Source organism: Pseudomonas sp. R4-35-07 (assembly GCF_003852235.1).
GTDB lineage: Bacteria > Pseudomonadota > Gammaproteobacteria > Pseudomonadales > Pseudomonadaceae > Aquipseudomonas.
In genome coordinates this window covers 1766823-1780789 of sequence record NZ_CP027732.1, presented here as the reverse complement: position 1 = coordinate 1780789, position 13967 = coordinate 1766823, and the positions used below count along the sequence as shown (strand labels likewise).

Below are 13967 nucleotides of genomic sequence, written 5' to 3'. Positions count from 1 at the left end.
GCCCCCTATGAACTCCATAGTTAGCCTTAATTCGTACCCTTGCCCATCTACACCTAAACTCTCTCCAAGTTGTTTAAACGGACAGAGGATTCACCACCATGGGCAAACGTCACCCCAATCTCCCCGCCTGGCAATGGCGTAATTACCCACAAAACCATCAGCACCCCACCAATCTGGCTTTGCACCTGATTGCCGTGCCGCTGTTCATCATCGGCTTTCTGTTGATCGTTTCCGGTGTGTTCAGCCTGAGCCTGGTGAGTTTTGCCGTAGGCGTGATCGGCATTTTGGCGGGCTTGGCGCTGCAGCGTCACGGTCACAGCCTGGAAGCCCAGGCGAGCGAGCCGTTCAGTGATCGTAACGACGCGGTGCAGCGCCTGGTGGTCGAGCAGTTCGTGACGTTTCCGCGCTTTGTGCTCAGCGGCGGCTGGTGGCGGGCGTGGCGCCAGCGTCACCGGCATTGAGGGTCAGGCGAAGACCACCACGGTCTGGCGACTGAGGGCGATCAACTCGCCGGTCGGGCTCCAGAGCGCGGCGGCGGCATGGCCGTAGCCGTCGCGGGCGTGTTCGATGTTGACGTGGTATTGGCACCAGTCGAGGGTGGTCAGGTGCTGCAACGGCTGGATGAATTCGATGGTCCAGGTCAGGGTGCTGCCCGGCGCCGGTTTCTTCAAATGCGGAAGTAACGCCGGCGGCCAGGCGTCGACCAGTGCGAGGATGTGCGCCTCGGTCAGAGGCTCTTCTTTCACGTCCCCACGCAACCGTACCCAACCGCCCATGTCGCGGGATTTATTGCCGGTAAACGGCAGGCCGCCGACGCTCCAGCGCATTGCCAGATGCCGCATGAATTCAGGGGTGACGCCCTTGATATAGGGCAGCTCCTGGCATTCATCCCAATGTTTGAACATGGGTGGCGGCTCGCTCGCGACGTCAATTTCCGAGGTGCGGGGCGCACCGAAACTGGCCTGGACCAAGGTCGCCACTTCACCGTTCTGCACCACACGGCCCAGCAATTGGCTGACAGCCTTGCCTTCGCGCAGCACTTCAACCTGATAGCTAGCGGGTACATCCGGTGCTACCGGGCCAACGAAGGTGATTGCCAGTGAGCGTAGCGGCCGGCCTGCCGGCACGTGGGCGCGCAAGGCTTCGTATTGCAACGCGGCGACCAGGCCACCAAAGGTGGCGCGGCCTTGGGCCCATTCGGCAGGAATGGTGACATCCTGTGGGTTTTGACGGGCAGCGTCGAGCAAATCACTAAAGCGCATGGCGACCTCACATCAAGAAAATCGATGAGGGAATCTTAACCACCAAGCCCGCCAGATACAGCACCTATTCCGGCCAAAAACCGGACCGGCTCAGAAACAATCGGCGCTGAGCTTGTCCAGTACCCGGTCCGCTTGCCGTTCGGCCTTGACCATGGTTTGACGCCAGGTGGCGACGAAGGGCTCAAGATCGGCTTGATGCTCGGCCAGCATCAACCACTGCCAGCAGTCGTGCCAGTCACCCAGGGCGCCCTGGGCTTTTTTCAGACCGGACAGGGCCTTGGCGGGCAATTTATCCAGTTCGGGATACGCCTCGGCGGCGTAGCGCACGCGTTTGATCAACAGGCGCAAACGGTGGCGATCATGCTCGGGGTCATTCAGCGCATGATCGAGAACCTTCCATTGCTTGGTCAGGCGTTTCTGGATGCGCGAGCGCAGGCCCTTGAGCAATTTCTGGCGTTGGGAAGCGCGGATGAACCGTGGAAACGCATCGAGGATCTGCAACAAGTGTGCGAGCTGCGAGCTCTGCGCCACCTGGCGATAGGCCTCAGGCTGCAGGCGCAGACGCCGCTCAGCCGCCTCATAATGACCTTGCTGCTGCAAGTACGCCGCCAGCACCTCACGATCACGCAACGGTGTGGTCAACTGGCCGACCGCGCGGGCGGCCGATTCAAGCTGTTCGACACCCGGTAACCCGCGCAAGGGGCGCAACAAGCTGCGCAAGCGGCGCACGGTAGTGCGCAGATCATGCAAGGCTTCATCATCGGTGACGGCGGCAAGACGCGCCTGACAGCTCAGTAACCCTACTTCCAGGCCAATGACCTGAGCGACCAACTGATTGACCAGCGCTGACATCCTGCCCTCCCCGTGTGATGAAACAGCCTACTCGAGGCTAGCGAATCAACGCCCGGCGCGTGACTCACGGATATAGAAGCGCGCTTTCTCGGCCTTGTTGGAGCACCCTTCGAACGCTTCGAATTGCTGTTGGGTCTTGGCCCCGGTCAACAACGACAAAGCCTTGGAGTAGCTGACGGTGCCCGCGAAGCCCTCGGCCTTGGCCAGGTCCAGTTCTTTCCAGGCGGCATCCAACTGCGACCCGCAGCTGTCGCGATACGCGGTTTTCCCGGCACAGCCAGCCAGGGCCAACAGGATCACGGGAACACACATCCAGGCTTTCATCGATGACACCTCAAAATATACAAAATCTGTCGTAGCCTGTAGACGTTGCCCACAGGGAAAAGTGCCTTGTCCTTAGCCTGAAATCAGTAGTACCTATTGCCAGAGCATACCCGAGCCTAGTCGCGACTCTGGAAAAATATTGCCAAGGCTTACCGAGGATTGTGGCGGCCCCCTTGATGGGTGCATTGTGGGCACCTGTTTCACGAAGGATCTGGTCATGAAGAAACGTGTTGCCTTAGTGCTGGGCTCCGGCGGAGCCAGGGGCTACGCCCATATCGGGGTGATCGAAGAGATCGAACGACGCGGCTATGACATCGCCTGTATTGCCGGCTGCTCGATGGGCGCCGTGGTCGGCGGGATCTATGCCGCCGGCAAGCTGGACGAGTACCGAAACTGGATCGAAAGCCTCGATTACCTCGACGTGTTGCGCCTGGTGGACGTGAGCTTTCGCCTGGGCGCGATTCGCGGTGAAAAGGTGTTCGGGCAGATCCGCAAGATCGTCGGCGAAATCAATATCGAAGAGCTGCGCATCCCTTACACCGCCGTGGCTACCGACCTCACCAACCAGCAGGAAATCTGGTTCCAGGAAGGTTGCCTGCACCAGGCCATGCGCGCGTCGGCCGCGATCCCCAGCCTGTTCACGCCGGTGATGCAGGGCAACCGCATGCTGGTGGATGGCGGCTTGCTCAACCCGTTGCCCATCGTGCCGGTGGTGTCGAGCCATTGCGACTTGATCATCGCGGTCAACCTCAACGCCACCAACCAGAAGCACTATCATTTGCCGGTGATCCAGCGCCCGCCGGCATTCAAGAGCCGCTTCAACAGCCTGGCAAAATCATTGGGCTCGCACCTGCCGTTTCGACGCAAACAGGCCGAGCAGTTGATGAAGCTTGAGCAGGAAGCGTTGCAGGCCCAGGCCGCCGAGATCAACCCATGGCTGGAGTCGGCCGAGCCCGAATCCCAGCAACCCGCCGCCGCGCCGGAAAAACCCGGCACGCCGAAGTCAGCCACAGGCTCGTTCATTATCGATAACGTCGGGCCTGCATCGCTGCTGGACCTGATCAACCAGAGTTTCGAGGTGATGCAGACGTCATTGGCACAGTACAAAATCGCCGGCTACCCGCCGGATGTGCTGATCAACGTGCCCAAGCGGGTGTGCCGTTTTTTCGAGTTCTACAAGGCGCCGGAGTTGATCGCGCTGGGGCGGGAAATTGCCAGTGATACGTTGGATCGGTATGAGAGTGAGCAGTCTTGAGATTGTAGGCGCTGCTGGTGGCCTCATCGCGGGCAAGCCCACTCCCACAATTAGACTGAGTTCAACATGAGCATGCGGTCGAATGTGGGAGTGGGCTTGCCCGCGATGACGCTTGTTGAGGCAGCGAAACTCTATCCACCCTAAGTATTCAGCAATCGATACCCCACCCCCGCCTCAGTCACGATAAACCTCGGCTGCGTCGGATCATCCGCCAGCTTCTGCCGCAAATGCCCCACCACAATGCGCAGGTAGTGGCTGTCTTCAGTGTGGGTCGGCCCCCAGATATCCTTGAGCAATTGCTGCTGGGTAATCACTCGCCCAGGATGCCGTGCCAGTTGCGCCAGTACCGCGTATTCCTTGCGGGTCAACGCCACCTCGGCACCGTCCAGTAGAACGCGGCGGTAGGCCAGGTCTACCGTCAGCGGGCCGAAACTCAGGGCGGCTTCCTGAGACTCGCCCGTCGGTGCCTGGCGCAACAACGCACGCACACGGGCGAGAAACTCCTGGATACCGAAAGGCTTGGTCACGTAGTCATTGGCGCCGCCGTCGAGGGCATCGACCTTTTGGCTCTCGCTGGCCCGCACCGACAGCACCAGCACCGGCACCGTCGACCACTCGCGAAACTCGCGCAGCACTTGCTGGCCGTCCATGTCGGGCAAGCCCAGGTCCAGCACCAGCAGGTCCGGCTTGCTCAATGCCGCTTGGGCCAGGCCTTCGTTGCCGGTGCCGGCCTCGATCACCTTATAGCCCTGGGAGGCCAGGCTGATGCGCAGGAATTTGCGGATCTGCGGTTCGTCATCAATGACTAGAATCGTCGCGGTCTGGCTCATGGTGTCCAATTAAAATCCATTAAAAACAAACCATTGTAGAAACGAACCTGTTGCGGCGAGGGAGCTTGCTCCCGCTGGAGTGCGAAGCGCTCCCAAACTAGTCAGGCAGGTGATGCGTCGCGACCGAATGGTTTTGGGGCTGCTGCGCAGCCCAGCGGGAGCAAGCTCCCTCGCCACGGTAGGCATACGTTTTCAAAGGTCAGTGTCCAAGCCCGGCTGAGATTGTAGCGGCAGAAACAGGGTGATGCAGGTGCCGCGCCCCTCAATGCCATCCGCCACGCTGATATGCCCCCCATGTGCGCCAACCATGCCCTGGCAGATCGCCAGGCCAAGGCCGGTGCCCTGCCCGCCCCGATCACCACGGGCAGCGGTGTAGAACATGTCGAAGATCTTCGCACGTTCATCCTCGGGAATCCCCGGCCCTTCATCGGCCACGGAGAAAAACAGCTGGTTGTCCGCTACGCCGGCGCTCAACTGCAAACGGCCCTGGGGCGGTGAAAAACGTGCGGCGTTTTCCATTACATTGACCAACGCCTGCTCGATCAATGCCGCATGCACGTAGAGCAACGGCAGCTGCGGCGCTACATCGGTACTCACTTGCAACGGTGCCAGCACCGCGCGCAAACGCCCAAGGGCGCTGCCGACGATATCGCCGGGCGAGACCCAATCGCGCGCCAGCTTCAACGCGCCATGGCCCAGGCGGGTCATGTCCAGCAGGTTCTGGATGTAGCGGTCGAGGCGCTCGGCTTCATCGCGGGTGCCTTCGAGCAATTCGCGACGATCCTCCAAAGGGATCGCCTCGCCCAGCGCCAGCAGGCTGTCAATACTGCCACGCATGGAGGTCAACGGCGTGCGCAGATCGTGGGATACAGAGGCGAGCAAGGCGCTGCGCAGTTGTTCGGTTTCGCCGTGCAAACGCGCCGACTCCAACTCCTGTCCCAACTGCGCCCGCGCCAGCGCCTGGGCCAGCGGCTGGCTCAAGGCGGTGAGCAGGCGGCGGCGTTGCCCGCTCAACTCCAAGCCCGGCTTGGCACTGACACCGAGCAAACCCAAGGGCCCCTCTTCGCCCGACAACGGCCACCACCACCAGCGCCCAAACGGCAAGGTGCCGGTGCCCATGCCGGCGGGTTGATCGTGCTGCCAGGCCCAATCGGCGGCAGCGCGTTCGGCTTCGGTAAGGGTCAACGGGCCACCGGTCTCGATTGTCCAGCCGCCCTCGCCGTCACGATTGACCAGGCATACATCCAAGTCATTCCAACCTTGCAGGTGGTGAGCCGCCGCACTGATAACGGCCTGGCGATCCGTGGCTGCAGTGAGCTTGCGCGACAGGTCGAGCAGCTCGCTGGTTTCTTCCTGGGTATCGCGCAGCGCCTGCAACTGGCGACGCTGGCGCGCAGCCAGGTTGCCCGTGAGCGCTGCCATCAACAGGAAGAACAACAGGGTCAGCACGTCCTCTTCACGCTGGATGGCAAAGGAGAAATTCGGCGGAATAAACAGAAAGTCATAGGTCATGAACGACAACGCGGCGCACACCAGCGAGGGCCCCAAACTGCTGCGCACCGCCACCAGCAGCACCGCTGCGAGAAACACCAGTGAAATATTCGGCAGCGGCAATACACTGGACACGCCCCAGGCCAAGCCGGCCGCAACAACGGTTGCCACCACGGCCAAGGCGTAGTCGAACCAGCGCAACCCACGCGCATCCGGCAAGCGCGGCGGAGCAGGCATGTCGTCGCTGTCGAGCACGTTGATTTCCAGGCCCCGCGCACTGCGCAATAAGCGTGCAGCAAGGCCACCGCCGAACAGCCGTCGACGCCAGCGCATGCGCGACTGCCCGACCAGGACCAGGCTGGCGCGGCGCTCGGCGGCATGCTGGATCAACGTTTTAGCCACCTCGCCCGCCCGCAGCAACACCACCTCGCCGCCCAGACGCTCCGCCAGTTGCTGGGCATTTTGCAGGCGTAGCCGTGACTGTTCATCTCGCGCGTGGCCGTTGTCGATATGCACCAGGCTCCAGGGTAAATGCCGCCGCTGGGCGACCCGGCTGGCATGGCGCACCAGGCGTTCGGCCTGTGCGTCGCCATCGACCCCCACCAGCAAACGCCCCCGCACCGCCGGCGCAGCTTGCCCGAGTTGGCGGTAACCCTGGGCCAGATCGTCGTCGACGTGGGCGGCCGCGGTCTGCATGGCCAGTTCGCGCAGGGCCATCAAGTTGGTCTGGGTGAAAAACGCATCGATGGCCGCGCGCGCCTGTTCGGGCACATACACCTTGCCGTCGCGCAGGCGCTCCAGTAGTTCGCGGGACGGCAAGTCGATCAGCAGCAACTCGTCGGCCTCTTGCAGCACCCAGTCCGGCAGGGTTTCACGCACCTGCACACCGGTAATGCCACGCACCTGGTCATTGAGGCTTTCCAGGTGCTGGACGTTGACGGTGGTGAATACGTTGATGCCGGCAGCGAGCAATTCCTGAATGTCCTGCCAGCGCTTTTCATGCCGGCTGCCAGGGGCGTTGCTATGGGCCAGTTCGTCGACCAGCACCAGCTTGGGCTTGGCCGCAAGCAGGCCGTCGAGGTCCATTTCTTCGAGCATCACGCCACGGTATTCGCTGCGCAACAGCGGTTGTTGCGGCAGGCCGCTGAGCAAGGCTTCCGTCTCGGCACGGCCGTGAGTCTCGACCACCCCGGCAATCAACGGGACGCCCTGGCGCAGTTGGGCGTGGGCCGCCTGGAGCATGGCGTAAGTCTTGCCCACGCCGGGCGCGGCGCCGAGGAAAACCTTGAGCCGGCCACGGCCGTTGCGGGGTAGATCGGCTAACAAGGCATCGGCGCGGCCGGAGTCGCTCATGCGGGTAGTGTCCTTCAGGTATCAAAGCAGTCAGGTTCAATGTCAATCACATGTGGGAGGGGCTTGCTCCCTCCCACAGGGGTTCAGAGTTTTTCCAAGGCCATGTTCAGTGCCAGTACGTTGACTACCGGCGGCCCCACCAACGGGCTTTCGATGTGTTCATCCAACATCCGCTGCAAGGTCGACACCGGCACATTCCGTGCTGCCGCCACTCGCGCCAGTTGATAGGCAATTGCCGCGGGTGGCAAGTGTGGATCAAGTCCGCTGCCGGAGGTCGTCAGCGAGGCCAACGGTACGGGCCCCTGGCCGGGCATCTGTTGTTTATCCGCGTCATCGAAGATGCGCGTGGCCAGCGCAGGATTGCTCGGACCAAGGTTGCTGGCACTGCTGGAGACCGTCGCGAACGCCCCGGCCGAGGGACGCGGATGGAACCAGCCGTCACCGCTGAAATCCTGGGCGATCAGGCTGGAGCCGCGCACCTTGCCGCTGACATCGCGCACCAGGCTGCCATTGGCCTGATCCGGGAAGGCAACCTGAGCGACGCCAGTTACCACCAGCGGATAAGCCACGCCGGTGATCAGGGTCATGAGTACCAGCAGGCTCAGGGCCGGGCGGATTGTATTAGTCATCGTCAAATCCTCAATAAATCGGGCCACAAAAGACCGCAGGGTTACACCAGGTGCAGCGCCGTCAGCAGCATGTCGATCGCCTTGATGCCCACAAAGGGCACCAGCAGCCCACCCAGGCCGTAGATCAGCAGGTTGCGTCGCAACAAGGCCGCCGCACTCGCCGCCTGCACGCGCACACCGCGCAGGGCCAGCGGGATCAGCACCACGATGATCAGCGCGTTGAACACAATTGCCGACAGGATCGCGCTCTGGGGACTCTGCAAATGCATGACGTTGAGCACGCCCAATTGCGGGTAGATCGAGGCGAACAGCGCCGGCAGGATCGCGAAGTACTTGGCCACGTCGTTGGCGATGGAAAAGGTGGTCAGCGCGCCCCGGGTCACCAGCAACTCCTTGCCGATCTGCACCACGTCCAGCAGCTTGGTCGGATCGCTGTCGAGGTCGACCATGTTGGCGGCTTCGCGTGCGGCCTGGGTGCCATCGTTCATCGCCATGCCGACGTCGGCCTGGGCCAGTGCCGGCGCGTCGTTGGCACCGTCGCCGCACATGGCGACCAGGCGGCCGTCGTTCTGCTCATGGCGAATACGTGCGAGTTTTTTCTCAGGCGTGGCTTCAGCCAGCACGTCATCCACGCCGGCTTCAGCGGCAATCGCGGCGGCCGTCAACGGGTTGTCGCCGGTGACCATCACGGTACGAATCCCGAGCTTGCGCAGCTCGGCAAAACGCTCGCGGATGCCGGGCTTGACCACGTCTTTCAGATGGATCGCACCGAGCAATTTGCCATCGGCGCATACCAGCAACGGCGTGCCGCCGCTTTGCGCGATCTTGTCGATTTCCCGCGACAACGCCGGCTGCAGGTCGCCGCGTTGCTGGCCGATAAATGCCAGCAGCGAGTCCACCGCGCCCTTGCGGAATACGCGGCCCTGATAGTCGACACCGGACAAACGGGTTTCGGCGCTGAAGGGGACCGCAGTCAGTTCGTCCGGCGTCGGCTCTGCCTGGGGGTGCAAGGCGCGCAGGTATTCGACGATGGACTTGCCTTCGGCGGTGTCATCCGCCAGGGAGGCGAACAGCGCACCTTCCGCCACTTCCCGACCACTGACACCGGGCGCCGCAACCACTGCCGAGCAACGACGGTTACCGAAGGTGATGGTGCCGGTCTTGTCCAGCAGCAACACATGCACGTCCCCCGCCGCTTCCACCGCGCGGCCAGACTTGGCGATCACATTGAGCCGCACCAGCCGGTCCATGCCGGCGATGCCGATGGCCGACAACAAGCCGCCAATGGTCGTAGGAATCAGCGTCACCAGCAGTGCGACCAGGAACACCAAGGGCAGGCTGCCATTGGCGAAGTGAGCGAACGGCTGCAGGGTCACCACCACCAGCAGGAAGATCAGGGTAAGACCGATCAGCAGGATATCCAGCGCGACTTCGTTGGGCGTTTTCTGGCGTTTGGCGCCTTCCACCAGGGCGATCATGCGGTCCAGGGTGGACTCACCGGGGTTGGCGGTGATGCGGATCAGCAGCCAGTCCGACACCAGGCGGGTGTTGCCGGTGACGGCGGAACGGTCGCCGCCGGATTCGCGGATCACCGGAGCGGATTCGCCGGTAATCGCCGCTTCGTTGACGGCAGCGATACCTTCGATCACTTCGCCGTCGCCAGGAATCATTTCACCTGCGGCGACGCGCACCACATCACCTTTGCGCAGGCTGGTGGCCGGTACCACCTTGAAGCTACCGTCAGCTTCCTTGCGGCGAGCGCTCAAGCCCTCACTGCCGGCCTTGAGGCTGTCGGCGCGGGCCTTGCCACGGCCTTCGGCCAAGGCTTCTGCGAAATTGGCGAACAACACGGTGAACCACAGCCACACAGCAATTTGCACAGCCACGAAGGTCGGCACGGCGGTGTCGGGCACAAAGCACAGCACGGTGGTGAGGATGGCGGTCAGCTCGACCACCAACATCACCGGCGAGCGTTGCAGTTGGCGTGGGTCCAGCTTGACGAACGCCTGGACCAACGCCGCGCGCCACAGGGCCGAGATCGCGGTTTTGGCAGGTTCCTGGGGTTTGACCGGGGCCGCATTTTTTACAGGCATATTCATTTTCATATCCCTTGGTTAGAAGCCCATGCTCAGGTGTTCAGCAATAGGGCCCAGCGCCAGCGTCGGCAGGAAAGTCAGGCCGCCCACCAGCAAGATGGTCACGGTCAACAAGGTCACGAACAACGGGCCGTGGGTCGGGAAACTGTTCTGGCCAATCGGTGCGGTCTTCTTCATCGCCAGGCTACCGGCCAGGGCCAGTACCGGGAGGATGTAGCCGAAACGGCCGATCAACATGCCCAGGCCAAGCATCAGGTTGTGAAACGCGGTGTTGCCGCTGAACCCACCAAACGCCGAACCGTTGTTGGCACTGGCCGAGGTGTAGGCGTAGAGCAACTGGCTGAAGCCGTGGGGGCCAGGGTTGCTGATGGCGCCGGCCGGGCCTGGCAGGCTGGCGGCAATGGCACCCAGCACGAGCACACCCACCGGCATCACCAGCAGGGTCACCACCAGCAGTTGCACCTCCTTGGCCTGGAGTTTCTTGCCCAGGTATTCCGGGGTGCGGCCGATCATCAGGCCGGCGAGGAACACCGCGATCAACACGTTGAGCAACATGCCGTACATACCGGCACCGACCCCGCCGAAGATCACTTCGCCGACCATCATGTTAACCAGCGCCACCATCCCGCTCAGAGGGTTAAGGCTGTCCTGCATGCCATTGACCGAGCCGTTCGACGCTGCGGTGGTGGTCACCGACCAGAGCACCGTGCCGGTGGTGCCGAACCGTGTTTCCTTGCCTTCCAGCGGCGCGGTTTGCTCAACGGCCGGGTTGTTCAAAGTTGGGTTGGGCTGGTATTCGGCCCACAGCGAGGTCGCGCCACCGATCAGGAACAAGGCCAGCATGCAGGCGAGAATGGCGCGGCTCTGACGCAGGTCTTTGACGTAATGGCCGAAGGTAAACACCAAGGCCACCGGGATCAGAATGATCGAGGCCACTTCGAAGAGGTTGGCCCAGGCTGTCGGGTCTTCGAACGGATGCGCCGAGTTCACTCCAAAGAAACCGCCGCCATTGGTGCCCAATTGCTTGATCGCAATCTGGCTGGCCGCCGGGCCGAGGGGGATGACCTGATCCACGCCTTGCATCGTCACGGCATCAACGTAATGGGCGAAGGTCTGTGGTACGCCCTGCCATACCAGAAACAATGCCAGCACCAGGCATAACGGCAGCAAGCCGTAGAGCGTGGCGCGGGTCATGTCGACCCAGAAGTTACCCAAGGTCTTGGAGGATTTGCGACCGATCCCACGGCAAAGCGCGACCAGGACTGCCAGGCCGGTGGCGGCACTGACGAAGTTCTGCACAGTGAGGCCGACCATCTGGCTGAGGTAGCTCAGGGACGCTTCACCGCTGTAGTTCTGCCAGTTGGTATTGGTCATGAAACTGACCGCGGTGTTGAAGGCCAGCGTCCATTCCTGGCCCGGCAATTTCTGCGGATTGAGTGGGAGATAGTTCTGGAACAACAGGATTGCAAACAGCAGCAAAAAACCCGCGAGGTTGAACGCGAGCAAGGCCAGCATATATTTCTGCCAGCTTTGCTCCTGTTGCTCGTCCACACCCGAAAGGCGATAACAGGCTTTCTCGACAGGCCCCAGCACCGGCGTCAGCCAGGTGCGCTGGCCTTCCATCACCTTGTAATAGAACCGCCCCAGAAACGGTGCCGGCACCAGTACCACGGCGAAGAAGGCGATGATCAGCCAATAGTCATAACTGTGCATAGCCTGCTCCTAGTTCCGATCCGCGCGGAACAGCGCAACCAGCAGATAAATGAACAGCGCCACAGCCAATAGCAGTGACACCCCGTCCAGAACGCTCATGGAAGTTTCTCCGTTTAACGGCGAGTGCCGCGTGTGGGGCAATTGTCCGCAGAAGGGGTGTAAAGGAACGAGAGCGAGGCGGGGCGTGGGGCGTAAAGATGGCGTAAAGAGTGGCTTTATGCGGGGTTTACACGAGTGATTTCGGCGCCTGGGCGGGCGCTATCGGGAGCAAGCCCCCTCCCACAGATTGATCTGCGCTCGGCATGACAACTCGGTCAAGTGTGGGAGGGGGCTTGCCCCCGATGGCGCCAGTCAAGACACCCTCGCACTTATCTGGTGCGACGTCGCCACTATTCAAACGCCAAACCATCTTCCAGGCGACAGTGGACGTGCTTTACGACACGGCTTTGGGAAGTGGCATGTCCACTGCAACACCTTGAATCATTCCAAACCGTTCAGGGAGCACCACACAATGAACACACACCTCAAACCCACCTTGGGCACCCTCCATCTCTGGGGCATCGCCGTCGGGCTGGTGATTTCCGGCGAGTACTTCGGGTGGAGCTATGGCTGGGGCGTGGCCGGCACGCTGGGCTTCCTGGTGACCTCACTGATGGTCGCCGCGATGTACACCTGCTTCATTTTCAGCTTCACCGAGCTGACCACCGCGATTCCCCATGCTGGCGGCCCCTTCGCCTACAGCCGCCGCGCCTTCGGCGAAAAAGGCGGCTTGATTGCCGGCCTGGCGACCCTGATCGAATTCGTCTTCGCCCCACCCGCCATCGCCTTGGCCATCGGTGCCTACCTCAACGTGCAGTTTCCAGCGCTGGACCCGAAACACGCCGCCGTCGGCGCCTACTTCGTGTTCATGGGCCTGAATATCCTCGGCGTGAAACTCGCCGCTACCTTCGAACTGGTGGTGTGCGTACTCGCCGTCGCCGAATTGCTGGTGTTCATGGGCGTCGTTGCCCCGGCATTCAGCTTCAGCAACTTCGCCCTGAACGGTTGGGCCGGCTCCGACACCTTCGGTGCCCCGGCGATTGCCGGCATGTTCGCAGCGATCCCCTTCGCCATCTGGTTCTTCCTCGCCATCGAGGGCGCAGCCATGGCAGCCGAAGAAGCGAAAGATCCCAAGCGCACCATTCCGAAGGCCTACATCAGCGGCATCCTGACCCTGGTAATCCTGGCCATGGGCGTGATGTTCTTTGCGGGCGGCGTAGGCGACTGGCGCACCCTGTCGAACATCAACGACCCACTGCCCCAGGCGATGAAAACCGTCGTAGGCGAAAGCTCCGGCTGGTTGCACATGCTGGTCTGGATTGGCCTGTTCGGCCTGGTGGCAAGCTTCCACGGCATCATCCTCGGCTACTCGCGCCAATTCTTCGCCCTGGCCCGCGCCGGTTACCTGCCGTCTTTCCTGGCCAAACTGTCACGTTTTCAGACGCCCCACCGAGCCATTCTCGCCGGTGGCGTGGTCGGCATTGCGGCCATTTACAGTGACGGTCTGATCAACCTGGGCGGCATGACCCTGACCGCCGCGATGATCACCATGGCCGTATTCGGCGCCATCGTCATGTACATCATGAGCATGCTCAGCCTGTTCAAACTGCGCAAAACCGAACCGCTGCTTGAACGCACCTTCCGCGCACCGGGTTACCCCGTCGTGCCGGGCATCGCGCTGGCTCTGGCAGTGGTGTGCCTGGTAGCGATGGCCTGGTTCAACACACTGATCGGGCTGATCTTCCTCGGTTTCATGGCCGTAGGCTTCATCTACTTCCAACTGACCGCCCAAGACCGCGCCGATGCGCCAGCAGATGCGATGTTGACCGGACTATAGGGTTTACGAGGCAGAACGGGCCTACAATGAACTACTCAGAAAGCCCGTAACTCAAAGCAGTTATTACCGTGGGAAAATTCTCCCCCGGCTATCTGCCTCAAGGAGAGCCTTATGCCGTGGTACGCGTGGTTGATTATGGTAATTGCGATCGGGTCGATCGTCGGTGGGTTGATGATGCTGCGTGACAGCGCCAACAAAGTGGAACTCACCGACGAACAACGCAAACGCGTGGCCGAGCGCAATGCGCAAGCGGACGCCAAGGATGCGCAGGATCGCTGAACTTGAG

13 protein-coding genes are annotated in these 13967 nt (G+C 61.9%); 4 read left to right on the top strand and 9 right to left on the bottom strand.

Annotation, left to right across the window (positions count from 1 at the left end; translation table 11 throughout):
• Positions 1-98 precede the first annotated feature (98 nt).
• Positions 99-461 carry an Mpo1-like protein gene (locus C4J89_RS08160; protein WP_124361884.1) on the top strand — a complete coding sequence of 121 codons (363 nt, stop codon included), beginning with the start codon at positions 99-101 and terminating at the stop codon, positions 459-461.
• Between the two features lie 3 nt (positions 462-464).
• On the opposite strand, the gene C4J89_RS08155 is transcribed toward C4J89_RS08160, so the two are convergent.
• The 3 genes from C4J89_RS08155 to C4J89_RS08145 form a co-directional block, all read right to left on the bottom strand.
• Positions 465-1262, bottom strand: coding sequence for an acyl-CoA thioesterase II (locus C4J89_RS08155; RefSeq protein ID WP_124361883.1), 798 nt, complete (start codon positions 1260-1262; stop codon positions 465-467).
• 90 nt (positions 1263-1352) lie between these two features.
• On the bottom strand, positions 1353-2114 hold the full coding sequence (locus C4J89_RS08150) for a CHAD domain-containing protein (RefSeq protein WP_124414198.1): 762 nt from the start codon (positions 2112-2114) through the stop codon (positions 1353-1355).
• A 45-nt stretch (positions 2115-2159) separates the two neighbouring features.
• Positions 2160-2438: a hypothetical protein gene (locus tag C4J89_RS08145; protein WP_003238638.1), complete on the bottom strand. Its 279-nt coding sequence runs from the start codon at positions 2436-2438 to the stop codon at positions 2160-2162.
• Between the two features lie 217 nt (positions 2439-2655).
• Here C4J89_RS08145 and C4J89_RS08140 point away from each other — a divergent pair, with 217 nt between their 5' ends.
• Positions 2656-3693, top strand: a complete 1038-nt coding sequence (locus tag C4J89_RS08140; protein ID WP_124361881.1) for a patatin-like phospholipase family protein — start codon at positions 2656-2658, stop codon at positions 3691-3693.
• 140 nt (positions 3694-3833) lie between these two features.
• Here the strand turns inward: C4J89_RS08140 and C4J89_RS08135 are convergent, their stop codons facing one another.
• The 6 genes from C4J89_RS08135 to kdpF form a co-directional block, all read right to left on the bottom strand.
• Positions 3834-4523, bottom strand: coding sequence for a response regulator (locus C4J89_RS08135; RefSeq protein ID WP_124370103.1), 690 nt, complete (start codon positions 4521-4523; stop codon positions 3834-3836).
• A gap of 192 nt (positions 4524-4715) precedes the next feature.
• A complete protein-coding gene (locus C4J89_RS08130) occupies positions 4716-7367 on the bottom strand; it encodes a sensor histidine kinase KdpD (RefSeq protein ID WP_124414197.1) in 2652 nt (883 codons plus the stop codon).
• An 83-nt stretch (positions 7368-7450) separates the two neighbouring features.
• On the bottom strand, positions 7451-7996 hold the full coding sequence (gene kdpC / locus C4J89_RS08125) for a potassium-transporting ATPase subunit KdpC (RefSeq protein WP_124414196.1): 546 nt from the start codon (positions 7994-7996) through the stop codon (positions 7451-7453).
• Between the two features lie 41 nt (positions 7997-8037).
• Positions 8038-10101: a potassium-transporting ATPase subunit KdpB gene (gene kdpB, locus C4J89_RS08120; RefSeq protein WP_124414195.1), complete on the bottom strand. Its 2064-nt coding sequence runs from the start codon at positions 10099-10101 to the stop codon at positions 8038-8040.
• Positions 10102-10110: 9 nt separating this feature from the next.
• Entirely contained in the window at positions 10111-11805 is a 1695-nt protein-coding gene (gene kdpA, locus C4J89_RS08115; protein ID WP_124414194.1) for a potassium-transporting ATPase subunit KdpA, read from the bottom strand.
• Positions 11806-11814: 9 nt separating this feature from the next.
• The gene (gene kdpF / locus C4J89_RS08110; RefSeq protein WP_124414193.1) at positions 11815-11904 is read right to left on the bottom strand and encodes a K(+)-transporting ATPase subunit F; all 90 of its coding nucleotides are present in this window, start codon (positions 11902-11904) and stop codon (positions 11815-11817) included.
• A gap of 412 nt (positions 11905-12316) precedes the next feature.
• On the opposite strand from kdpF, the gene eat reads away from it, so the two are divergent.
• Complete coding sequence (eat, locus tag C4J89_RS08105; RefSeq protein WP_124366347.1) at positions 12317-13681, top strand: ethanolamine permease; 1365 nt, start codon at positions 12317-12319, stop codon at positions 13679-13681.
• Between the two features lie 111 nt (positions 13682-13792).
• Positions 13793-13960: a DUF2897 family protein gene (locus C4J89_RS08100; protein ID WP_124361874.1), complete on the top strand. Its 168-nt coding sequence runs from the start codon at positions 13793-13795 to the stop codon at positions 13958-13960.
• Positions 13961-13967: the final 7 nt, after the last annotated feature.